Genomic DNA, 21,862 nt, shown 5'->3' with positions numbered 1-21,862 from the left:
GGCTACACGGCCTCCTTCTCGCGCTCCGGCTCGATCGGGGGAGCGGGCGGGACGGCCCTGCGGCGGCGCCGGAGCCACAGCGCCGGGACGGCCAGCAGCAGGGCCAGGACCGCGAAGGGCAGCAGCGCGCCGACGACGGTCAGGGTGCCGTCGACGAAGGCGGTGAAGGCGTTCCAGCCGTTCTCGAGACCGCCGAGGAAGCCGCCCCGGTCGTCCTTCTTCTTCGGCTCCACGGGCGCCAGGGGCGGCGGGACGATCTCCAGCGTGACGGTCGCGAAGGTGGTGCGCTGCGCCAGCGACTTCTGCCGGGCCTGGAGGGCTTCCAGATCGGCCTGCCGGGTGTCGATCTCGCCGCTGACGCGCAGCACCTCGCCGATGGTCTTGGCCTGGCCGAGGAGCGTGCGGAGCCGGTCGAGCGCCGACTTGGCGGACTTGATCCGGGAGTCGACGTCGGCGATCTGCTCGGTGACGTCCTCCGCCGACTGTTCCAGGGAGATCTTCTTGCCCAGCTCGGTCGAGAGCCGGTTCAGGATCGCCGGGTACTGCGCCGAGGGGACCTTGAGGGTGAGCATCGCGGTGACCGGGTCGCCGCCGGTGTTCTCCGAGCCCACGTAGCCGCCCGCGCCGAGCACGAAGGTCTTGGCCTTCGCGGCGGCGTCCTCGACCTTGTCGGCGCGGACCCGCAGGGTGGCGGTGTAGGCGACGATCCGCTGTTCGGGGGCGGACTGCTGGGTGACCTGGACGTTCTTGACCTCGCCCGGTTCGGGTTCCTTGGCCGCGCCGGCGTCGGCCATCTCCTTGTCGGCCTGGGGGGCCGAGGCCATGGCGGGCAGGCCGGCGTCGGTCTTGGAGTCGCCGTCGGCGGCGCAGCCGGCCACGAGAGCGACCGTGGCCAGTGCGCACAGGACCTTTCGCATCTTCATGCGACTTAAGACGGATCCTTGCGGGCCGGGCGTTGCCCGGCGCAGGTCACCTTTCGGTGACGCCGGGCTCACGCACGGATCTCACCGGGGGGCCTGGTCGGGAAACCGCGCAGGGTCTGGGATGGTGGAAGGCGTGAACGAGAGGCATGTGGCGGTGGTGGGCGGCGGCATCGCAGGGCTGGCCGCCGCCTGGTTCCTGACCAAGGCGGGCCTGAGGGTCACCGTCCTGGAGGGCTCGCCCGAGGTCGGCGGGAAGCTGAGGAACAGCGAGCTGGCCGGGCAGGCCCTGGACGAGGGCGCCGAGTCGATGCTGGCCAGAAGGCCCGAGGGGCTCGACCTGGTCCGCGATCTCGGCCTGGCCGACCGGCTGGTCTACCCGGGCACGACCACGGCGGGACTGTTCAGCCACGGGGAGCTGCGGCCGATGCCCGCCGGGCAGGTGATGGGCGTACCGTCCGACCTGAAGGCGCTGGCCGCCACCGGAGTGCTGTCGCAGGCCGGGGTGGCGCGGGCCGCCCTCGATCTGGCGAGGCGCCCGACCCCGCGCGGCTCGGACCTGTCGGTCGCCGACTTCGTGGGGGACCGTCTCGGGAAAGAGGCCGTCGACCGGCTGGTCGAGCCGCTCCTGGGCGGCGTCTACGCGGGCCGGGTCGAGGACCTGTCGTTCGAGGCGACCCTGCCGCAGCTCGCGCACGCCTCCCGCACCCACCGATCGCTGATCATGGCGGCGAAGGCCGTCAAGGAGGCCGCGCCCGCCGACGCGGGGCCGGTCTTCACCACGCTGCGCGGCGGGATCGGCACGCTGCCGCGGCTGCTCGCCGAGGCCCTGGAACGGGCCGGGGCGACCATCAGGACCTCGGCGATGACCCGCGAGCTGCACCGCACCCGGCGGGGCTACCGGCTCGTCACGGGGCCGCGGCCCGAACCGGTGTTCCTCGACGTCGACGCCGTCGTGCTGGCCGTCCCGGCGAGCCCGGCCGCACGGCTGCTGGCCGACCTCGTGCCGGCGGCCGCCAAGGAGCTCGACGGCATCCCCTACGCGAGCATGGCCATCGTCAGCCTGGCCTACCACTCCACAGCCTTCCCCCGGCTGCCCGACGGCTCGGGCTACCTCGTCCCCGCCGTCGAGGGACGCGCGGTGAAGGCCGTGACCTTCAGCTCGGTGAAGTGGCCGTGGCTGCGCGAGCGCGACCCCAACCTCGTCCTGGTGCGGGCCTCCATCGGCCGGTTCGGCGAGGAGCACACGCTCCAGCGCCCGGACTCCGAGCTCAAGGCCGTCGCGATGACCGAGCTCGCCGGGACCTGCCACGTCGGCGAGCTGCCGATCGACACGCGCGTCACCCGCTGGGGCGGCGCCCTCCCGCAGTACACCGTGGGCCACCTCGACCGGGTCGCCCGCATCCGCAGCGCCATCGCCCCTCACCAGGGCCTCGCCCTCTGCGGCGCGGCCTACGATGGGGTCGGCATCCCGGCCTGCGTCTCCACCGCGCGGGCGGCCGCCGCCCGCGTCATCGACCAGCTGAAGGAAGTCGAAAGTGACTGAGAAGCCCAAGGCCAGGGACCTCAACCAGGTCATCCGGTACACGATGTGGTCGGTGTTCAAGGCCGACCGGGTGCTGCCCGACGAGCGCACCGCCATCGCGGGCGAGGTCCAGGAACTGATCGACGCCTACGACGCCAAGGACGTCACCACCCGGGGCCTGTACGACGTGTCCGGCCTGCGCGCCGACGCCGACTACATGTTCTGGTGGCACGCCACCGACAGCGACGAGCTCCAGGAGGTCTACTCGGCCTTCCGCAAGACCACGCTCGGCCGGCACTCCAGCCCGGTCTGGTCGGCGATGGCCCTGCACCGCCCCGCGGAGTTCAACAAGAGCCACATCCCGGCGTTCCTGGCCGGCGAGGAGGCGCGCGACTACGTCTGCGTCTACCCGTTCGTGCGCTCCTACGAGTGGTACCTGCTGCCCGACGCGGAGCGCCGTCAGATGCTCGCCGAGCACGGCAAGATGGCCCGCGGCTACGCCGACGTCCGCGCCAACACCGTCGCCAGCTTCGCGCTCGGCGACTACGAGTGGATGCTGGCCTTCGAGGCCGACGAGCTGCACCGCATCGTCGACCTGATGCGCGATCTGCGGGCCTCGACCGCCCGCCGGCACGTGCGCGAGGAGGTGCCCTTCTACACCGGGCGCCGCAAGCCCGTCTCCGAGCTCGTCCTCGCCCTCCAGTAGGCCCGCGGGACGCTCTCCAGTAACGAGAGCGTCGCGGAAGCCGGGAACGGCCGCGAACCGGGCAAACGGGAAGTAAAGTTCGCAAGCGTGACCCGCACGACCACCACCTCCTCCCGGCACGGAAAGCCCCGCTCGGCACTCGAGCGGGGGCTCGACCGCGTCATGGACTCACCCTCCCGCCGGTACACCTTCGGTGTGCTGGGCGGGATGCTCTGCACCGCCCTGCTCGTCGGGCTGGTGTTCGTTCTCCTCGGTGGCGGGGGAGGCGGGGACGGCGGCGAGAAGAAGCCGTCGGCGAAGAAGCAGAAGGCGGCCGCGGCCGCCTCGCCGACGGCGTCCGCGTCGCCGACCTCCTCGGACGACCTGCTGAACGCGGACGGCTCCGATCCGGACGTCGAGGCCTTCCTGCGGGACGAGGCCCCCGCCCACCTCAAGTCGGTCACGTGGGGCGGGGCCTTCCTGCGCATCTACACCGACCTGGGCGAGGGCGACATGGACGACCCCGCCGCCAAGGCCCTGTGCACCAAGGCCGTGGAGTTCCTGACCAGCGTCGACAAGGACGACAGGCCGGTCGTCTTCGTCCACGCGAAGAAGAACGGCAACGGCTACGTCGTCCTGGTCAACAACACCAACGGCAAGTGCCGCCCGGTCCACACCCGCTAGCGGCGGCTAGCTCGGCTCGAGTTTGAGGCTGACGCTGTTGATGCAGTAGCGGTCGTCGGTCGGGGTGCCGAAGCCCTCCCCGTGGAAGACGTGCCCGAGGTGCGACTCGCACCGCGCGCACAGCACCTCGACCCGGCGCATGCCCATCGACACGTCCTCCTTGAGGATCACCGCGTCGGAGTCGCCGGGCTCGTAGAACGACGGCCATCCGCATCCGCTGTGGAACTTGGTGTCCGATCGGAACAGCTCGGCGTCGCAGGCGCGGCAGTGGTAGACGCCCACGGTCTCGGTGTCGGTGTACTCGCCCTTGAAGGCGGGTTCGGTGCCTGCCTGGCGCAGCACCCGGAACTCCTCGGGCTTGAGGATCTCCCGCCATTCCCGCTCGGTCTTCTGGATCTTCTCCATGCCCTGAACGCTACCTTCAATCCCGGCGTCCGGTCTTTCCGGTGTCTTACGGAGGCCGTCCGCCTCCGTGTCTGGGTTGTCGGGGATCTTCCGGGGTAGTTTCGGAACATGGCGTCGCCGTTCCTTGAGATACCGGTGGGAGACCGGGTGGTCAAAGTGACCAACCCGGACAAGCCCTACTTTCCCGAGGCCGGGCTGAGCAAGCTCGATCTGGTCTCGTACTACCTGTCGGTGGGGGAGGGGATCCTGCGCGCGCTGAACCGGCGGCCGACCACGCTGGAGCGCTGGCCCGGCGGGGTCGTCGAGGGCGCGGTGCTGTCGACCAGGGCGATGCCCTCGGGCGGTGACGCCTTCTACCAGAAGCGGATCCCCAAGGGCGCGCCCGACTGGGTGGAGACCGCGAAGATCGACTTCCCGTCGGGACGCTCCGCCGACGAGGTCTGCCCGACCGAACTGGCCGTCGTCGGCTGGGCCGCGAACCTGGGGACCATCACCTTCCACCCGTGGCCGGTGCGCCAGGGCGACGTCGACCACCCCGACGAGCTCCGCATCGACCTCGACCCGCAGCCCGGCACCACCTACGCCGACGCGGTGCGGGTGGCCCTGGAGGGCGCGCTGCCGCTCCTCGGCGAGCTGGGCATGACCGGGTTCCCCAAGACCTCCGGCGGCCGGGGCCTGCACATCTACGTGCGGATCGAGCCGCGGTGGACCTTCACCCAGGTGCGGCGGGCCGCCCTGGCGTTCGGCCGCGAGCTGGAACGCCGGATGGAGGGCCTGGTCACCACCAAGTGGTGGAAGGAGGAGCGCGGTGAAACGATCTTCGTCGACTACAACCAGAACGCGCGCGACAGGACCATCGCCTCGGCCTACAGCGTCCGCCCGAAGCCGAACGCCCCGGTCTCGGCCCCGCTGACCTGGGAAGAGGTCGCCGACGCCGTCCCGGCCGACTTCACCGTCAAGACCATGCCCGCCCGCTTCGCCGAGGTCGGCGATCGCCACGCCGCCATCGACGACGTGGCCCACGACCTGACCCCGCTCCTCGACCTCGCCGACCGCGACGAGAAGGACCTGGGCCTCACCGACATGCCCTATCCCCCCAACTACCCGAAGATGTCCGGCGAACCCAAGCGCGTCCAGCCCAGCAAGGCCAAGAAGGACTGACCCGGCCCGGAGCCGGTCCTCCGGGAAACCGTCAGAGCTCCAGCACGACGCTCTTCTCGCGGGTGTTCTCCAGGAGGGCGTCGTGGCCGTAGCCGGAGTCCTTCCAGCCGCCGAAGGGGAGGCCGGGCAGGACGCGGCGGTAGGTGTTGACCCAGACGTAGCCGGCCTGGATGTCCTGGGCGGCGCGCTGGGCGGTGGCCAGGCTGGAGGTCCAGACGCCGGAGGCGAGGCCGTAGGGGGAGTCGTTGGCGATCGCGATGGCCTCCTCGTAGGTGTCGAAGGGCAGGACGACCGCGACGGGGCCGAAGATCTCCTCCTGGCAGACGCGCAGGGAGTTGTCGGCGGCGGCCAGCAGGGTCGGCTCGACCCAGTAGCCGCCCGCGAACTCCTCCTCCACCAGCTCGGCGCCGTGACGGCCGCCGTACAGCAGCTCGGCGCCCTCCTTCTGGCCGATCTCGATGTAGGAGACGACGCGGTCGTACTGCTCCTTGGAGACGATCGGGCCCATGGTCGTCTCGGTGGACTGCGGGTCGCCGAGCCTGATCGCGGCCATCTTCTCCTTGATCTTCTCGATCATCACGTCGTAGACGGGACGCTCGATGAGGATGCGGGATCCGGCGAGGCAGGCCTGGCCCGCGTTGCCGGTGAAGATGGACCGGGTCGAGACGCCCTCGGCCGCCTTGTCGAGGTCGGCGTCGGCGAACACGATGTTCGGGGACTTGCCGCCCAGCTCCAGCGCGAGCGGCTTGAGGGCGTCGGTGGAGGCCCGGGTGATGATCTTCGCGGTCTCGGTGGAGCCGGTGAGGCTGACACGGCCGACGTCCGGGTGGCGCACGAGGCGGTCGCCGCACTCCTCACCGAGGCCGGAGACGATGTTCAGCACGCCCTTGGGCAGGACGCCCTGGAGGAGCTCGGCCAGCCGCAGCATCGAGACCGTCGCCTGCTCGGCGGGCTTGATGACCACGGTGTTGCCCGCCGCGAGGGCGAAGGCGGCCTTGGCGGAGAACGTCGAGATGGGGGAGTTCCAGGGGATGATGCCGACGACCACGCCGTAGGGCTCGCGCCGGGTGTAGCCCATGCTGCCCGGGCCGAAGATCACCGACTTGCCCTCGACGGCGGTGGCGCACTCGCCGGCCGCGTTCGTCCACAGGTAGGTCATGCCGGGCAGGTCCATCTTCGAGGTCTCGTTGATGATCCGGCCGTTGTCGCGGGTCTCCAGCTCGGCGAGCTCCTTGGCGTTGGCCGCGAAGACGTCGGCGACCTTGCGCAGGAAGAACGCGCGCCCGGCGGCGGGCATCGAGGACCACTTGGGGAAGGCCCGCTTCGCCGAGGCGACCGCGTCGTCGGCGTCCTGCGCGGTTCCGCGCGGGATGCGGGCCCAGACCTGTCCGGTGGCCGGATCGATCGAGTCCAGCGTGTCGGCGCCGGGGCGCAGCTCGCCGCCGATCAAGTTGGCATAGGTCTTCAGCTCAGTCATGAGGTCCCTTCCCGAAGTCAGCGGCACCAAGCGTACGCTTGCTTGACGCGGGAAGGGAACCCGGGGCGCGTCAGTCGGCGATCTGCTCGAAGTTCTCGACCCGGTAGCCGGTGGCGGCGTAGGGGTTCACGTAGAAGTGGGTCGAGCCGCCCTCGTAGCGCCAGTAGCAGTTGTAGGCCCACGGGAGGGCGCCGTCGGTCTTGTCGCAGGCCTCGATCTGCTTCTCGGCCTGCTTGGGCAGGGCCCAGACCTTCGTGACGGTGTTCGGGCCCGCGGCCTGGAGCGCGGCCGTCCGGTCGCCCTCCTTCCAGGCGGCCAGCAGGTGGTCGACGGCGTCCTGCGCCGACTTGAACACGACGGCGCCGACGGGCGGAGCGGTGGACGGTCCGGTCGTGGGCGCCGCGCCCGTCGGCTGCCCGCTGGGGGCCGAGGTCGGGTCCGTGCCCGCGGTGGCCGAGGGCGGCGCGGTGACGGGCGCCGCCTGGGGGGAGTCCCCCTTGGTGCAGCCGGTGAGCAGTGACAGACCGGCGGTAGCGGCGACGGCGAGCACGAGGACACGGGACACGGGGGGCTTCCTTCTCTCCTGGGTGGTTACACCAGGTCAGATGCCGTCCGCGCCCCCCGGGTTCGGGTGGGCGATGGCACGTAACGGACCGGAAAGAAGCGAACCTTCTCAGGTCCCGAGAATCTCGTCGAGGTCGAACGCGACGGGCACCTCGAGCTGGTCGTAGCCGCACGACTCGGGGGTCCGGTCGGTCCGCCACCGCCGGAACCGGGCGGTGTGGCGGAACCGCATCCCCTCCATGTGCTCGTAGGCGACCTCGCAGACCAGCTCGGGCCGCAGCGGCACCCAGGACAGGTCCTTCTTGCCGGTCCACCGCGACACCGCGCCGGGCATCCGGTCGCCGTCGCCCTGCTCGGCCCAGCCCGCCCAGGGATGCTCGGCGATCTCGGTCATCCGGTACGGCTCGAGCTCCTCGACGAGCTCGGCCCGCCGCGCCATCGGGAACGACGCCGCGACCCCGACGTGCTGGAGCCCCTGGTCGTGCCAGAGGCCGAGCAGCAGGGACCCGACGATCGGGCCGCTCTTGTGCCACCGGAACCCGGCCACGACGACGTCGGCGGTGCGCTCGTGCTTCACCTTGAACATCAACCGCTTGTCCGGCGCGTAGAGGACGTCGGCCGGCTTGGCGATGACGCCGTCGAGGCCCGCGCCCTCGAACTCCTCGAACCACCGCAGCGCCTTCTCGTACGACGTGGTGATGGGCGTGAGGTGGATCGGCGGGCCCGAGTCCTTCAACGCTCCGGCAAGACGCGCCCTGCGCTCGGAGAACGGCAGCCCCGTCAGGTCCTCGTCGCCGAGGGCGAGGACGTCGAAGGCCATGAACCCGGCAGGAATCTGCTCGCTCAGCAGCTTCACCCGGGACGCCGCCGGATGGATCCGCTGCGACAGCGAGTCGAAGTCCAGCCGGTTGTCCTTGCGGATGATGATCTCGCCGTCGATGACGCACCGCTCGGGGAGCTCGCGTTTAACGGTCTCGACAAGTTCCGGGAAATAGCGGGTCAAGGGCTTCTCGCCGCGGCTGGACAGCTCGACCTCGTCTCCGTCGCGGAAGACGATGCAGCGGAAGCCGTCGAACTTGGGCTCGTAGTAAAGATCGCCCTGCGGCATCGCCTTGACGGCCTTGGCCAGCATCGGGGACAGCGGCGGACTGAGCGGTAGCTCCATGGGACCAAAGATAACCTCGAACACATGAGGCGTCTCCTACCGGATCCGAAAGACAAGATCGATCCCTACGACGAGTACCGCATCGACGGCCCGTGGCTTCGGGTCGGCATGGTCCTTTCGCTGGACGGCTCGGTGACCGACGAACACGGCTGGTCGGACGGCCTGGGCGGCAAGGCCGACCTCCGGATCTTCCGCACGCTGCGCGCCCTCGCCGACGGCATCATGATCGGCGCCGCGACGGTCAGGACCGGCCGGATCGGCCCGGCCAAGCTGACGGCCGCGCTGCGCGCCAAGCGGGGAGGTGACCCGGCGCCGATCATCGTCGTCAGCCGCTCCCTCGACCTCGACTGGGACGCGCCGCTCTTCCAGGACGAGTCGACGATCGTCGTCACCTCCGATTTCGCCAGGCCGCCCGCCCACGCCAAGGTCGTCATGGCGGGCGACGGCGACCTCGACCTCGCCTACGCCGTCGAGACCCTCCACAAGGACCACGGCCTCTACCACCTGCTCTGCGAGGGCGGCCCCGTCCTCGCCACGTCCCTCCTGCGCGCGAACCTGGTCGACGAGCTCTGCCTCAACCTCGCCCCGACCCTCCTGGGCTCCCCGCACCACACCCGCCTCCTCGGCGACCTCCCCCGCCAGGACCTCACCCTCACCGCCGCCTACACCGACGAGGACGTCCTGTTCCTCCGCTACCGTCCCGCGCCCCGCCCCTGAGCCCGGTGCTGTGGCGAATCCCGCATTATCGGCCCGGATGAGGCTGTAAGAATCCGGTCCGCCGCAGGCCGGGCGGGTCGCGGGGCACCAGGGCGTCCGGCGGCCGTCCGGTTCGGGGGCTTCGGCGCTGTTAGCCTCTGCTGGTCCACCAGAAGCCGGGGCGATGGGCGACCGTGTTCGATGACGTTCGGTTCGCGGCGAGCGAGGCGCGACTGTTCGCGACGCTCTACGACGATCACTATCCAGAGGTCCACCGCGCAGCGGCCGGCCTGGCCGGGAGCGACTTCGCCGAGCGGATCGCGAGCGAGGTCTTCCGGATCGCGTGGTCGGGCCCCGGTTCCCCGCCGGAGCATCCGCTGCCGTGGCTGCTGGGCGTTCTCGGCGGGTTCGTGCGAGCGGAGTTCGCCCCTTCGGAGCGCCGTGCCCTGCTCCGCGCGGACCGGGATGCTCCAGAAGGCCTGGCGGAGCTCCCCGACGCGCATCGCGAGCTCCTGGTCCTCGTCGTCCGGCCAGGACTGCCGCCGAAGAGCGGCGCCGCCGTCCTGGGCCGCTCCCGGGCGGCCGCCCGCCTCCTGTCGGCCAGGGCCCGCCGGAACCCGGACTTCGCCAGGCTCGCCGCGCACCCTCCGCCCTTGCCGGGCCCGCAGGACGACCGGGCCCGCCGGGACCTCGACCGCATCCTGAGCGGCCCGCCCGCCCTCCGGCCCCGCCCGCGCCGGGCCAGGGCCGTGGTGTCCGGCCTGCTGGCCGCGGCGGTGACGGCCGCCGTCGTCGTGGCCGTGGTCCGGAGCGACCCTCCGGGACCGGCCCTCCCTCCGCCGAAGAGACCGGCGGTGGACGTCGACGCGGTCATCGCCGCCACGGCCCGCCTGCCGGAGGAACGGGGCGCGTTCTGGTACGAGCGTTACGTCGTCGCCTACGGCGGCACCCATGACGGTTTCGACTTCGCCGAGGGCTCCAGCGAACAGGTCCTGTGGAGTTCCGACCGGCGCCGGGGGATCTCCACGAGGAGCCTGGCCGCGCTGCCGCTCACCGTCTCCGACGTCGCCGTGTGGAAGAGGGCGGGAGCCCCGACCGCGATCCCCGTGAAGAGCGACGGCCTCCATCTGGAGAAGATGCGGACGGGCGCCTGGCGGGACCTCTCGAGGAAGAGGAGCTGCGGCGCGTGCTTCTCCGTCGGGACGCGGAAGCTCGCCCGACCTCAGATCGCGGGGCTTCCCGCCGATCCGGACGCCCTGGCGAAGAGGTTCTTCGAGGACTGGCTCTACACTCCGGCCGCCAGGTTCGACCGGGCCCTGACGATGCTCAACGACCCGGTCACGCCGCGGGTGCGCGCGGCGCTGATCGAGCTCGCGCGCAGCCAGCCCGGCGCATACGAGGTCGCGGGTACCACCGATCCCTTCGGCCGTCCGGGCACCGCCCTCGTCATGGAGGAGGGGGGCCCCGCCGATCTGCGCATCCGGCACGAGAGCTTCCTCGACCCGGCGACCGGCCGGCTCCTCGCCACGCGCTCGACCGTGGTGCGAAGGCAGCGCAAGCCGGGAAGCAGGCCGGTGGGCTCGCTGATCGGCGTGACGGCGTCGGTCTTCAGCGGATGGGTGGACGAGCTTCCGGCCGCCCTGCCGGTAGAGCCGCCCCTGACCTGGAAGGGCGAGGGCCCGATCCTCGCCGGACCCTGATTCCGGCGGGAGCGGACATGCCCGACGCCCAGCGATCCTTCGTCCGGTTGCACGACGACCACCGCGACCGGGTCTATGCCCACGCGGCCGAGCGCGTGGCCCCCTCCGTGGCCGAGGACGCCGTCAGCGAGACCTTCGAGATCGCGTGGCGCCGTTTCGCGGAGATCCCCGACGAGCCGCTCGAATGGCTGCTCGCCACCGCCTCCGAGGTGGTCGTGCGGATCGAGCGCGCCGAACGGAGGGAGCAGACGCTCGCGGCCTCCGCGGTTCAGGGACCGGCCGATGCGGAGGCGGATCCCGCCCTGATCGTCGCGGAGCGCCGCGCCCTCATCGAGGGGGCCAGGAGGCTGTCGTTCTCCGACCGGCAGGTTCTGGTGCTCAGGGCCTGGCACGGCATGTCGTCGGAGGAGGCGGCGAGATTCCTCGGGATCTCGACACCGGCCTACTTCGTCCGCCTTCACCGTGCGCGCCATCGCTTCGCCGCCCTGATCGCGGCGCTGGGCACGGCGATCGCCCTGGCGACGGCCCAGCTGATCGTCGTGGACGGCGGGGTCTTCGATCCGAAGCCGATCGTGTCGCCCACGACACCGCCTCCGGCCGGCCTCGACCTGCCGAGGACGCCCATTCCTCCGGAGATCGTCCAGAGGGATCAGGAGTTGTACAGACCGCGGCGGATCGAGATCCCGAAGGTCTTCGGCTCCGTTCCCCGGGTCGACAGGAGGGCTCCCGACTGGACGATGGACGGGACCTTCTCGCCCGAAGGGCGTGAACGGCTGATGCGCATGACGGTGGAGGCGCACTGGACGTCGGGGCGGACCGCACGCGTCTCCTTCCTCGTCGGCGACGTCACCGATCCCGCGGAACTGAGGCTGCCGGGCTCCGTGCCGATGTGGAGTACCGGGATGCATGACGACGGGGTCGAATACGCGGTCTTCTTCCGTCCCCGGAAGCAGGGCGGATACGGCGGCTTCGCGCTCCTGCAGGACCGAGGCGCGGTCGTCGTCGTCGAGTCCGGGACGCTCACCGGGCAGCAGATGGTCGGCCTGGCGAAGGCCGTCAAGGTCGCCTGAGGCGCCTCGTGACTCACAGCCCGAGGTCCTTCTCCAGGCGGTCCTGCCGGGCCAGTTGCGAATCGAGGGACTCGGTGAGGCCATAGGGGAGGCTCTGGGCCAGCCCGGCGGCGATCTCCTTCTCGCTGAGATCGCGGCGCCGCGTGGCCATGAGCCCCTTGAGCTCGACGCCGTGCCGTGTCCGCCAGAACCGCCATCCCGGATACCGGGCCGCGAGGTCCTCCCGTTCGCCGTCGTCCATAACCTCGCTCCTCCCGGTCCCTGGTGAGATCCCCGCCAGGATCCTGTTCGAGAGTTACGTTCGGCCACGCTCCTGTGACCCTCTGATTCGGAGGCTCGGATAGGGGGCGGTGATGTAGATCTCATCATTGGTCCCGGGTGGCCTGTAAGAACGGCGTTCAGCGAGGTCGTGTTCCCCTCCCGGCGTCTCCGCCCAGGTCAGGACCCGCAAAGGCCGGTGGCCGCCGGGCCCCGGCGTCACTAGGGTCTGAACGCACTTCCGCTCCGGCCGCGCCCCGCCCGCGCCTTGTGACGATGCGAGGGCACGCCATGAACGATCTTCGCCAGGACTTCGGTGAGCTCTACGCCGAGCACTATCCGAGGCTCTACGCCCAGGCCGTGGAGAGGGCCGGAGACCTGGACGCCGAAGCGGCCGTCAACGAGACGTTCGAGCTCGCGTGGCGACGGCTGCCCGGTGCGCCGAGCGTTCCGCTGCCGTGGCTGCTGGAGCTGCTGGCCGAGGTTCTCGGCGCGATGGAGCGGGCGGAGCGGCGGCGGTCCGGCGCGGTGGCGGAGGCGGGCCGGCTCGGCTCGGACGTCGCGCGGGATCCCGCGCTTGAGGTCGTGGAGCGGCACGCCCTGCTCCAGAGCGTCAAGCGGCTGACCGCGACCGACCGGGAGATCCTCCTGCTCCGCGCCTGGCACGGACTCAGCGCCGAGGCCGCCGCCGAGAGGCTGGGCATCACGAAGCCCGCCTACTTCGTCCGTCTCCACCGCGCCAGGCGCCGCCTGCTCGCCCTGGTCGCGGCAGCGAGCGCGGCCGCCCTCGTGGCGGCGTCACTGATCCTCATTGGCAGCCGTGCCGCGGTGGATCCTCTCCCCGTCGTCTCGCCGACGGTGCAGGAAGCTCCGACGACCGCCCGTCTCAGCGCCGCTCAGATCCGTGAGAAGAAGAACTCGGCGCGGAAGAAGACGATCGCCATCGACGATCCGCGCTTCCATCTGACCTGGGAGAATGCACGGACACGTACCCGCTGGCGCGACCACCCGATGTTCTCCAGGGCAGGCGACACGAACCTTCTCAACGGGACGGGCACTCTCCACAAGGGCGACGACAAGGACAGTAGTCTCACGGTCGTCGTCGGGGACATCTCCGGGCTCGACGACCTCAACGGCGCGGCGAATTGGCCGCTCGTGAAGGGGGACCTGGGCGGTGGCATCGTCCTCCCCAGCGGGGAAGCGGCCTATATGCCGCGGCAAAAAGGGACGACCTATGCGATTTTCGTCTGGTTCGTTCAGCCGGGGCTCGCGATCGAGATCGAATCGCGCAGGTTGAGCCTTCATGACATGGCCGAGGCGGCACTCGCGATTCGCCTGCGGTGACGGGGCGGCCACGTCCGGTCACGGGCGTACGGTGTGTCCGGCTCGGCCCGGAGGAACATCTCCCGTGAATCGGTGAGGGATCCGGGCGGCTCGCGCCTCCACCTGCGAAGCGGCCGTGGACGCGCGTCGCTCCTCCACGATGACGCTCGGTGGCGGCGTTGGAAACTTACATCACATGGCCATCACAGGTCAGAGAAAAATCTTGATCTTGACAACCATTCTGAAGGATCTTCATATCGGACGAATCTCCCCGTTCCGTCAAGGAGTCCAGCCATGCATCGAGTGCTGTCGAGAGCACTGACCGTCACCACCGCCCTGGTGCTCGCGGTGAGTCTGGGTTCCGCATCGCACGCCGATCCACCACCGCTGTCGGCCGGAGTGCAGAGTGCCCTGAAGACGGTCGATCCGGAGTTGCGGCACGCTCGGGACGAGAAGCGGACCCTGGCGTCGGACCTGGATCCGAGCCAGAAGGTCGTCGAGGACGTCGTTCCGTTCCAGGGGGACGGGGGAGTGGTCTTCGTCCGGAGAGAGGTCGGCGCGGTCCGGCCGGTCGAGGGGGAGGTCGCGGCCGGTGGGCGCGTCGTGGCGACGCCGAAGGTCAAACGGGCCAAGGCCGGAACGCGGAAGATCCGGATCATCGATACGAGCCGGGGGCGGGGCCCCGGCCTGCTGATCGCCGCCTGGACGGAGCGCACGGGCGTCAACTACCGGATCGTCACCCGCGGCACCCTCGATCGCGCGGAACTGATCAAGCTGGTCAAGGCGCTTCCCGCCGACTCCGCGCAACCCACGCGCAAGGCGCTCAGGGGCATCCGCACGGCGAAGCCGACCCGGGTCGCCGAGCCGCTCCGCAGTACCGGCAACCTGGTCGTCGACGGCTCGGGCGACGCCTGGGACGACTTCGGCAACGAAGCGACCCTGTGCACCAGCTGCAGTTACCTCCGAAGTGACTACGCCGGCATGTGGCAGTGGATCCTCTGGGCGGAGAACAAGCTCGAGAAGAGCGCCATCGACTGCTACTTCGGAGCGGCGACGGCCACCGCGACCAAGGCGTGGCAGACGAAGTTCAAGCCCGAAGCCGGTGCCGTGGACGGCGTCGTGGGCGCCAGCACCCGAAATGTCGCCGACGGCTTCATCGACGGCTCCGGGACGCTCGTCGAGTACTACAGCGAGTCCGTGGACCGGCGAGTCCTCTTCAACCGGACCTCGGGCATCTATCACATGGGCACCAGCGGCATCGGCGTCCAGGTCAACTACACGGGGACCCCGAACATCCCTGAGTGCTGATCGCGTCGTCAAGGCCCCGGGATGCTTCGCATTCCGGGGCCTTCGCGTGACAACCCTTGGTTCGCGTGAGACGTGTACTGCTCTGTGAGGCTTCGAGGGGAGATGGTGTGAAAGAGGGCGAAATTGCCTTCACCCAGTTCGTGCGAACGCGCGGGCTGGGTCTGCTGCGCTTCGCCACCGCACTCTCCGGGGACCGCCACCACGCGGAGGACGTGCTGCAGAACGTCCTGGAACGGGCCTATCCACGCTGGGCGAAGATCGCGGCACATGGCGACCCGGAGTGGTACCTGCGCCGCAGCATCGTCAACGCGGTGAAGGACGGCTGGCGGGCCAAGCAGCGCAGGCCCGAGATCGTGGGGCTTCCAGAGGAGGGGTGGGAAGCCAGCTACCTGCCCTTCGACGCGGTCGTCACGAGGGACGCGGTCCGCCGGGCCCTGAACAACCTGCCGCAGGGTCAGCGCACGGTCGTGGTCCTGCGGTACTGGGAGGGGCTCACCGAGGCCGAGACGGCTCAGATCATGGGCGTGTCCCTGGGGACCGTCAAGAGCCAGGGCCACCGGGCCGTGCGAGCCCTCCGTGAACAACTGGCCCTGCAGGAGCAGACGATGGCGAGGTGGGAGCAGTGACCACGGACGAACGTCTCCACAGCTTGATCCATGCCACGGTAGAGGCCGAGGTTCGCGATCTCAGCTTCCCGGCGGATCTCGCCGAGCGGGTCATAGCGAACACCTCCGGGATGCGCCGCTGGCGCCGCAACGTCCCCTCCTTCCTGCTCGCCGGCGCGGCCGCGGCCGCGGTGCTGGCCGTCGTGCCCGTCGTGGCCTACCTGAAGGTCGACGAGACCGCACAGGGGCCCCTCGTTCTCAGGCCGAGCGATCTCGGTCACCGGGTGACCCCGGGCGACCTGCCGCAGGGCATGCGGATGGGCGCGTCCGCCGCATCGGCGGACGGAACGCTGCCGGAGGTCAAGGCGAACCAGCCGGACACCCGGATGTGGTCCGCCGTCTACACCTACCGGACCGCGGACGTCCGTCCCAAGAGGGTCCGGGTATGGGTGATCAGCGGCGACACGGACCTGGCGCGGACGGTCGCCGCCTTCTCCCTCGCCCCGAGCATCGACGCCACGGAGAGACTGCCCTTCCCGGTCGGCGAGGCGGTGACGGTGACCGCCCGGAGCAGCGGCATCTACGAGCACCGGATCGTCTGGCAGAAGGCCCCCGGGCTGGTCGTCATGGTCTGGGCCAGGCAGCTGCCGCGGGCCACCGCGGTGTCCATTGCTAAGGGAGTGAAGATCAAATGATTGAGGGACGGATGATCAGGTGTCATCGGATTCATTTTGAGCGGCGCAGGAGCACGAGGGAGCGGCCGGTCAGGGCGAGGGTCGAGCGGGCGGGGAGGCCCGGGCGGACGGTCTCGGAGGTGTCGAGGACCGGGTCCCAGTGCTCGCCGAACTTGGCCTCCGGCAGGGTGAAGGCCAGCTCCTCCGAGTAGGCGTTGATCAGGAGCAGGAACGAGTCGTCGCGGATGGGGCGGCCGCGGCCGTCGGGTTCGGTGATGGCGTCGCCGTTGAGGAAGACCGTCAGGGACTTGGCGTAGCCCGAGAGCCAGTCGCCGTCGGTCATCGGCTCGCCCGCCGGGGTGAGCCAGGCGATGTCGTCGACGCCGTCGAAGAAGCGGCGGCGGCGCAGGACGGGATGGTCGCGGCGCAGCGCGGTGAGGCGCTGGGTGAACTCCAGGTCGCCGTCGGCGTCCCAGCGGACCCACGAGGTCTCGTTGTCCTGGCAGTAGGCGTTGTTGTTGCCGTCCTGGGAGCGGGCGAACTCGTCGCCCGCGACCAGCATCGGGACGCCCTGGGACAGGAACAGGGTCGCCAGCAGGTTGCGCCGCTGGCGGGCGCGCAGCGCGTTGACGGCGGGGTCCTCGGACGGGCCCTCGTGGCCGCAGTTCCAGGAGCGGTTGTCGTCGGTGCCGTCGCGGTTGTTCTCCAGGTTCGCCTCGTTGTGCTTGGCGGAGTAGGAGACGAGGTCGGCGAGCGTGAAGCCGTCGTGGGCCGTCACGAAGTTGATCGAGGCGATCGGCCGGCGGTTGTTGTGGGCGTACAGGTCGGAGGAGCCGGTCAGCCGGGACGCGAACTCCGGCATGGTGGCGTAGGCGCCCCGCCAGAAGTCGCGGACGACGTCGCGGTACTTGCCGTTCCACTCCGTCCACAGGGGCGGGAAGTTGCCGACCTGGTAGCCGCCCTCGCCGACGTCCCACGGCTCGGCGATCAGCTTGACCTGCGAGACGACCGGATCCTGCTGCACCAGGTCGAAGAAGGCCGACAGCCGGTCGACGTCGTGCAGCTCGCGGGCCAGCGCCGAGGCCAGGTCGAAGCGGAACCCGTCGACGTGCATCTCCAGCACCCAGTAGCGCAGCGAGTCCATGATCAGCTGGAGCGCGTGCGGATGCCGGACGTTGAGGGAGTTCCCGCAGCCCGAGTAGTCGAGCTGGTAGCGCTTGTCGTCGTCGCGCAGCCGGTAGTAGGCGGCGTTGTCGATCCCGCGGAACGACAGGGTGGGGCCGAGGTGGTCGCCCTCGGCGGTGTGGTTGTAGACGACGTCCAGGATGACCTCGATGCCCGCCCGGTGCAGGGCGCGGACCATCGCCTTGAACTCCGAGACCGGGTCGGGGCCGGCCGCGTAGGTGTTCTGCGGGGCCAGGAAGCCGATCGTGTTGTAGCCCCAGTAGTTGGTGAGGCCGCGGGCGACGAGCCGGTGCTCGGGCACGTTCTGGTGGACGGGCAGCAGCTCGATCGCCGTCACGCCCAGCCCGCGCAGATGGTCGATCATCACCGGGTGGGCGAGCCCCGCGTAGGTGCCGCGCTGCTCCTCGGGGATGCCCGGGTGCAGCATCGTCAGCCCTTTGACATGGGCCTCGTAGATGACGCTCCGGGCGTAGGGGACGCGCGGCGGCCGGTCGTCGGCCCAGTCGAAGAACGGGTCGATGACCACGTTCTTCGGCATGTGCGGCGCGGAGTCCTCGGTGTTGAGCCGGCCGGGGTCGGTCAGCTCGTAGGAGAACAGCGACGGATGCCAGTCGACCTGGCCGGCGAGCGCCTTCCCGTACGGGTCGAGCAGGAGCTTGGAGGAGTTGCAGCGGTCGCCGCGCTCGGGCCGGTAGGGGCCGTGGACCCGGTAGCCGTAGTGCTGGCCGGGACCGACGCCCGGCAGGTAGCCGTGCCAGACGAAGCCGTCGGCCTCGGGCAGCTCGACGCGCTCCTCGCGCTCGCCGTCGAACAGGCACAGCTCCACCCGGTCGGCCGCCTCGGTGAAGAGGGCGAAGTTCGTGCCGCTTCCGTCCCACGTGGCGCCGAGGGGGTACGCCTCGCCCGGCCAGATCTCCCGTACTCCCATGCCACTGATTCTTACCGACCCTATGGACAGTTCGTACGTTTCTGCATAACCTAGTTAACAAGTAGGAAAACTAGGGAGGAGTCGCCATGACCGATTTCGACATCCGCAAGGCAGGCGGGCGCATCGGCGCCGAGGTGGTCGGCCTCGACGTCAGGACGATCAACGACGGCCTGTTCACCGAGATCAACGCCGCGCTGCTCGAGCACAAGGCACTGATCTTCCGCGGCCAGAACCTGGAGGACGCCGAGCAGGTCGCCTTCGCCTCCCGCTTCGGGCCGCTGACCGGGGCCCACCCGACCGTCCCGTCCGTCGAGGGCCAGCCGCAGATCCTCGAGGTCAACGGCGACGAGGGCATCCGCGCCAACCAGTGGCACACCGACGTCACCTTCGTCCGGACCCCGCCGAAGGCCAGCACGCTGCGCGGCATCATCGTCCCGCCGTACGGCGGCAACACCCTCATCGCCAACTCCGCGACGGCCTACAGCGACCTCCCCGCCCCGCTGCGCGAGTTCGCCGACAAGGCCTGGGCGGTCCACACCAACGACTACGACTACGTCCAGCCGCAGTTCGACAGCGAACAGCGCCAGGAGCACCGCAAGGTCTTCACCGCCACGAAGTACCGCACGGCCCACCCGGTCGTCCGCGTGCATCCCGAGTCAGGGGAGCGCGGCCTGTACATCGGCGGGTTCGCCCAGCAGATCGTCGGCCTGTCCAACCGGGAGTCCCGGGCGATCCTCGACCTGCTCCAGGCCTATGTGATCCGTCCGGAGAACATCTTCCGCGTCCAGTGGCAGCCCGGCGACCTGGTCCTGTTCGACAACCGCATCACCCAGCACTACGCCCCCGACGACTACGGCGACCTGCCGCGCCACCTCCGCCGGGTGACCGTCGCGGGTGACGTCCCGGTGAACATCGGGGGAGAAGAGTCCCGCATTCTCGAAGGAGACGACGCGCGCCACTACACACCGGCCTAACCTGGACCAGGACGGCCCGGCTCCCAGGGGTGGGGTGGCCGGGCCGTCCTTCTCGTCCAGGCTCGGTGTCTCTCGGGCTCCTCGCCTCACAGGCCCTGCGCGGCGAGGCCCTCCTCACGGGCGTCGACGAGCTCGTCCCAGTGCTCCTCGGCCCACGCGCACAGCACCGACAGCGGCCCGAGCAGGCTGCGGCCGAGCGGCGTCAGCGCGTAGGTGACCCGGCGCCCCTCGACGCTCCGCTCCACGAGCCCGTCGCGCTCCAGCGTCCGCAGCGACTGCGTGAGCACCTTGGGCGTCACCCGCGCCAGCGGCACGCGCAGCTCGGAGAACCGCCGCGGCCCGCCCTCCAGGCACCGGACGACCAGCGCCCCCCACTTGTCGCCCACCTTGACCGGCGACACCGTCGAGGGGCACAGCTCATCGAACATGTCGGCCCGAAGCGCACTCATACCACCCAGGCTACGCGCTCGGCTCATACCCGACCTCGATCAGAGAGCCGTCTCATGGGAGGTATCCCGGAGGTAACCACGGGGTGTTCTAGCGTTCGGGGCATGGCGAAGATCATTGTTTTCGGAGCGGGTGGGCGGGCCGGGCGGGCGATCGTGGCGGAGGCCGTGGGACGCGGGCACGAGGTGACCGCGGTGGTGCGGGATCCGGGGAAGGCCGAGGGCGTGGGCGGGGAGGTGGTGGCGGGGGACGTCACCGACGCGCCGGTGGTCGCGGGGCTGGTCGGCGGGCAGGACGTGGTCGTGCACGCGGCCGCCGATCTGGGGGTTCCCGCCGGGGAGTTCTTTCCGGCGGCGGCGCGGGCGCTGACGGCGGGGCTCGGCGGGGCGCGCCTGGTGGCGATCGGGCTGGCGTCGGTGCTGGAGACCGCGGACGGCACGATGCTCATGGACACCCCGGGCTATCCGAACGAGTACCGGGCCTTCTACCTCGGCCACGCGGCGGGGACGGAGGTGCTGAAGGAGAGCGGAGCCGACTGGGTGGTGATCAGCCCGTCGGGGGACTTCGACCACACGGGGGAGAGCGGCGGGACCTACCGGCGAGCGGCCGCCGACGCCGAGGCGCGGATCACCTATCCGGACTTCGCGGTGGCCGTCCTGGACGAGATCGAGAAGCCGGGCGTCCGGGCGGAGCACTTCGGGGTCTCAGCGTAGGAGCGGCGCGACCAGCGGCACGGCCTCCCGGATCACCTGCTCCGGGAGGTTCCCGAAGCCCAGGACGAGCCGGGGCGGGGCCGTGCCGCCGTCCGAGCGGTGCGCGCTCATGCCGTACAGCCCGACGCCCCGCTCCCGGGCGGCGGCGATCACCTCGTCCTCGGACAGGTGCGCGGGCAGATGGGCGACGGCGTGGAACCCCGCGGCCAGTCCCGACAGGCGGACGTGCGGGGCGTGCAGGGCGAGCGAGGCGACCAGGGCCTCGCGGCGCGCCGCGTACAGGGCGCGCGTCCGCCGCAGATGACGGTCGTAGCGGCCGGAGCCGAGCAGCGCGGCCAGCGCGAGCTGGTCCAGCAGCGGTGAGCCCCGGTCGAGCACCGCCTTCTGCCGGGCGACGGCCCCGGCCAGGGCGGGCGGGCAGAGGATCCAGCCGAGCCGCACCGCGGGGGCGAGCGACTTGGAGACCGTGCCCATCAGCAGGACGCGGTCGGGGGCCAGCCCCTGGAGCACGCCGACGGGCTCGCGGTCGTAGCGGAACTCGGCGTCGTAGTCGTCCTCGATCAGGAGCAGGCCGGTCGCGGCGAGCGCCCGGCGCCGCGCGGGCGACAGCACCACCCCCGTCGGCCACTGGTGGGCCGGGGTGAGGACGGCGGCGTCGGCCCCCGAGGCGAGCAGCGCCCCGGCGTCGATCCCCTCCTCGTCGACCGGGACGGGCACCGTCTCCACGCCGAGCCAGCCGGCCGCCTCCAGCAGCTCGGCGTCGTATCCGGGATCCTCGAGGGCCACCCGGCGCGCCCCGGCGGCCCGCAGCCCGAGGATCAGCCCCTGCGCGAAGCCGCCGCAGATGACGAGGTGCTCGGGGTCGGCGGCGGGGCCCCGCACCCGCCGCAGGTAGGCCGCCAGCACCTCGCGGAGCTCGCGGGCGCCGCGCGGATCACCGTAGCCCAGATCGGCGGTGCGGGCCGTCCTGGCGGCCTCGCGCTGCGCCCACGCCCAGTCGGCGCGCGGGAACGAGGCCAGATCGGGGACCCCGGCCCTGAGGTCGGCGAGCATCGGCGGGTCCTGCGCCTCGGCCGGGACGGCGGGCGGCGCGGGCGGTGCCGAGAGCGCCGCGACCCGGGTCGCGGAACCCGCCCTGGCCGTCAGGTACCCCTCGGCCTTGAGCTGGTCGAAGGCCTCCTGCACGAGCCCGCGCGAGACGCCGAGCCGCGTCGCCATGGCCCGCGACGACGGCAGCCGCTCGCCGGGCGAGAGCCGTCCCGACCGGATCGCCTCCCGCAGCGCGGACTCCAGCTGGACGCGCAGCGGCCCCGCGCGGTCCAGCCGCACCAGCAGCTCCGGCGACCAACCGGCCCACTCGACGGACATGGAATTGGACCTTAGCGGAGGCCGGTC

Annotated in this window: 22 protein-coding genes; 13 read left to right on the top strand and 9 right to left on the bottom strand. The window is 70.9% G+C overall.

The genetic code is table 11. The features are described 5' to 3' along the window. Positions 1 to 2 precede the first annotated feature (2 nt). Entirely contained in the window at positions 3 to 923 is a 921-nt protein-coding gene (locus ABD785_RS19785) for a DUF4349 domain-containing protein (protein WP_344830273.1), read from the bottom strand. Between the two features lie 121 nt (positions 924 to 1,044). On the opposite strand from ABD785_RS19785, the gene hemG reads away from it, so the two are divergent. From hemG to ABD785_RS19770, 3 genes are all read left to right on the top strand, one after another. Further along, the gene (gene hemG / locus ABD785_RS19780; protein ID WP_344830270.1) at positions 1,045 to 2,466 is read left to right on the top strand and encodes a protoporphyrinogen oxidase; all 1,422 of its coding nucleotides are present in this window, start codon (positions 1,045 to 1,047) and stop codon (positions 2,464 to 2,466) included. Positions 2,467 to 2,509: 43 nt separating this feature from the next. After that, a complete protein-coding gene (gene hemQ, locus ABD785_RS19775; protein WP_344830926.1) occupies positions 2,510 to 3,151 on the top strand; it encodes a hydrogen peroxide-dependent heme synthase in 642 nt (213 codons plus the stop codon). 87 nt (positions 3,152 to 3,238) lie between these two features. After that, positions 3,239 to 3,814, top strand: coding sequence for a hypothetical protein (locus ABD785_RS19770; protein ID WP_344830268.1), 576 nt, complete (start codon positions 3,239 to 3,241; stop codon positions 3,812 to 3,814). A 6-nt stretch (positions 3,815 to 3,820) separates the two neighbouring features. On the opposite strand, the gene msrB is transcribed toward ABD785_RS19770, so the two are convergent. Beyond that, positions 3,821 to 4,219, bottom strand: a complete 399-nt coding sequence (gene msrB, locus ABD785_RS19765; RefSeq protein WP_344830265.1) for a peptide-methionine (R)-S-oxide reductase MsrB — start codon at positions 4,217 to 4,219, stop codon at positions 3,821 to 3,823. A 147-nt stretch (positions 4,220 to 4,366) separates the two neighbouring features. On the opposite strand from msrB, the gene ABD785_RS19760 reads away from it, so the two are divergent. Further along, positions 4,367 to 5,380 carry a DNA polymerase domain-containing protein gene (locus tag ABD785_RS19760; RefSeq protein ID WP_425547797.1) on the top strand — a complete coding sequence of 338 codons (1,014 nt, stop codon included), beginning with the start codon at positions 4,367 to 4,369 and terminating at the stop codon, positions 5,378 to 5,380. Between the two features lie 31 nt (positions 5,381 to 5,411). Here the strand turns inward: ABD785_RS19760 and ABD785_RS19755 are convergent, their stop codons facing one another. The 3 genes from ABD785_RS19755 to ABD785_RS19745 all read right to left on the bottom strand — a co-directional run bounded on the left by ABD785_RS19755 (position 5,412) and on the right by ABD785_RS19745 (position 8,586). Next, positions 5,412 to 6,857 (bottom strand): aldehyde dehydrogenase family protein, encoded by a 1,446-nt coding sequence (locus ABD785_RS19755; protein ID WP_344830258.1) that lies wholly within the window; start codon positions 6,855 to 6,857, stop codon positions 5,412 to 5,414. A gap of 70 nt (positions 6,858 to 6,927) precedes the next feature. Beyond that, positions 6,928 to 7,422, bottom strand: a complete 495-nt coding sequence (locus ABD785_RS19750) for a hypothetical protein (protein WP_344830254.1) — start codon at positions 7,420 to 7,422, stop codon at positions 6,928 to 6,930. Between the two features lie 108 nt (positions 7,423 to 7,530). Next, positions 7,531 to 8,586, bottom strand: coding sequence for an ATP-dependent DNA ligase (locus ABD785_RS19745; protein ID WP_344830252.1), 1,056 nt, complete (start codon positions 8,584 to 8,586; stop codon positions 7,531 to 7,533). 24 nt (positions 8,587 to 8,610) lie between these two features. Between ABD785_RS19745 and ABD785_RS19740 the strand changes: the two genes are divergently transcribed. The 3 genes from ABD785_RS19740 (at position 8,611) to ABD785_RS19730 (ending at position 12,052) form a co-directional block, all read left to right on the top strand. Then, positions 8,611 to 9,303, top strand: a complete 693-nt coding sequence (locus tag ABD785_RS19740) for a dihydrofolate reductase family protein (protein WP_344830249.1) — start codon at positions 8,611 to 8,613, stop codon at positions 9,301 to 9,303. A gap of 173 nt (positions 9,304 to 9,476) precedes the next feature. Then, positions 9,477 to 10,982, top strand: coding sequence for an RNA polymerase sigma factor (locus tag ABD785_RS19735; RefSeq protein ID WP_344830247.1), 1,506 nt, complete (start codon positions 9,477 to 9,479; stop codon positions 10,980 to 10,982). A 17-nt stretch (positions 10,983 to 10,999) separates the two neighbouring features. Next, positions 11,000 to 12,052 (top strand): RNA polymerase sigma factor, encoded by a 1,053-nt coding sequence (locus tag ABD785_RS19730; RefSeq protein ID WP_344830245.1) that lies wholly within the window; start codon positions 11,000 to 11,002, stop codon positions 12,050 to 12,052. A 13-nt stretch (positions 12,053 to 12,065) separates the two neighbouring features. Here the strand turns inward: ABD785_RS19730 and ABD785_RS19725 are convergent, their stop codons facing one another. After that, complete coding sequence (locus tag ABD785_RS19725; protein WP_344830242.1) at positions 12,066 to 12,293, bottom strand: hypothetical protein; 228 nt, start codon at positions 12,291 to 12,293, stop codon at positions 12,066 to 12,068. Positions 12,294 to 12,601: 308 nt separating this feature from the next. Between ABD785_RS19725 and ABD785_RS19720 the strand changes: the two genes are divergently transcribed. From ABD785_RS19720 to ABD785_RS19705, 4 genes are all read left to right on the top strand, one after another. Continuing rightward, on the top strand, positions 12,602 to 13,654 hold the full coding sequence (locus tag ABD785_RS19720; RefSeq protein WP_344830239.1) for an RNA polymerase sigma factor: 1,053 nt from the start codon (positions 12,602 to 12,604) through the stop codon (positions 13,652 to 13,654). A gap of 273 nt (positions 13,655 to 13,927) precedes the next feature. After that, positions 13,928 to 14,941, top strand: a complete 1,014-nt coding sequence (locus ABD785_RS19715; RefSeq protein WP_344830237.1) for a hypothetical protein — start codon at positions 13,928 to 13,930, stop codon at positions 14,939 to 14,941. 107 nt (positions 14,942 to 15,048) lie between these two features. Next, positions 15,049 to 15,567, top strand: coding sequence for a SigE family RNA polymerase sigma factor (locus ABD785_RS19710; protein WP_344830235.1), 519 nt, complete (start codon positions 15,049 to 15,051; stop codon positions 15,565 to 15,567). Continuing rightward, entirely contained in the window at positions 15,564 to 16,241 is a 678-nt protein-coding gene (locus tag ABD785_RS19705; RefSeq protein ID WP_344830233.1) for a hypothetical protein, read from the top strand. The genes ABD785_RS19710 and ABD785_RS19705 overlap by 4 nt, the downstream gene beginning before the upstream one ends. Before the next feature lie 31 nt (positions 16,242 to 16,272). Here the strand turns inward: ABD785_RS19705 and glgX are convergent, their stop codons facing one another. Further along, on the bottom strand, positions 16,273 to 18,333 hold the full coding sequence (glgX, locus tag ABD785_RS19700; protein WP_344830230.1) for a glycogen debranching protein GlgX: 2,061 nt from the start codon (positions 18,331 to 18,333) through the stop codon (positions 16,273 to 16,275). Between the two features lie 86 nt (positions 18,334 to 18,419). On the opposite strand from glgX, the gene ABD785_RS19695 reads away from it, so the two are divergent. Further along, positions 18,420 to 19,307, top strand: coding sequence for a TauD/TfdA dioxygenase family protein (locus tag ABD785_RS19695; protein ID WP_344830227.1), 888 nt, complete (start codon positions 18,420 to 18,422; stop codon positions 19,305 to 19,307). An 86-nt stretch (positions 19,308 to 19,393) separates the two neighbouring features. Here ABD785_RS19695 and ABD785_RS19690 read toward each other — a convergent pair whose 3' ends face one another. Continuing rightward, positions 19,394 to 19,756 carry a winged helix-turn-helix transcriptional regulator gene (locus tag ABD785_RS19690; RefSeq protein ID WP_344830224.1) on the bottom strand — a complete coding sequence of 121 codons (363 nt, stop codon included), beginning with the start codon at positions 19,754 to 19,756 and terminating at the stop codon, positions 19,394 to 19,396. A gap of 102 nt (positions 19,757 to 19,858) precedes the next feature. On the opposite strand from ABD785_RS19690, the gene ABD785_RS19685 reads away from it, so the two are divergent. After that, positions 19,859 to 20,467: an NAD(P)-dependent oxidoreductase gene (locus tag ABD785_RS19685; protein ID WP_344830220.1), complete on the top strand. Its 609-nt coding sequence runs from the start codon at positions 19,859 to 19,861 to the stop codon at positions 20,465 to 20,467. On the opposite strand, the gene pdxR is transcribed toward ABD785_RS19685, so the two are convergent. After that, the gene (gene pdxR / locus ABD785_RS19680) at positions 20,459 to 21,835 is read right to left on the bottom strand and encodes a MocR-like pyridoxine biosynthesis transcription factor PdxR (protein ID WP_344830217.1); all 1,377 of its coding nucleotides are present in this window, start codon (positions 21,833 to 21,835) and stop codon (positions 20,459 to 20,461) included. The genes ABD785_RS19685 and pdxR overlap by 9 nt on opposite strands. Positions 21,836 to 21,862 lie beyond the last annotated feature (27 nt).

The sequence above is a fragment of the Actinocorallia longicatena genome, from assembly GCF_039534125.1.
Lineage (GTDB): Bacteria > Actinomycetota > Actinomycetes > Streptosporangiales > Streptosporangiaceae > Actinocorallia > Actinocorallia longicatena.
This window is presented reverse-complemented; position numbering and strand designations above follow the sequence as displayed.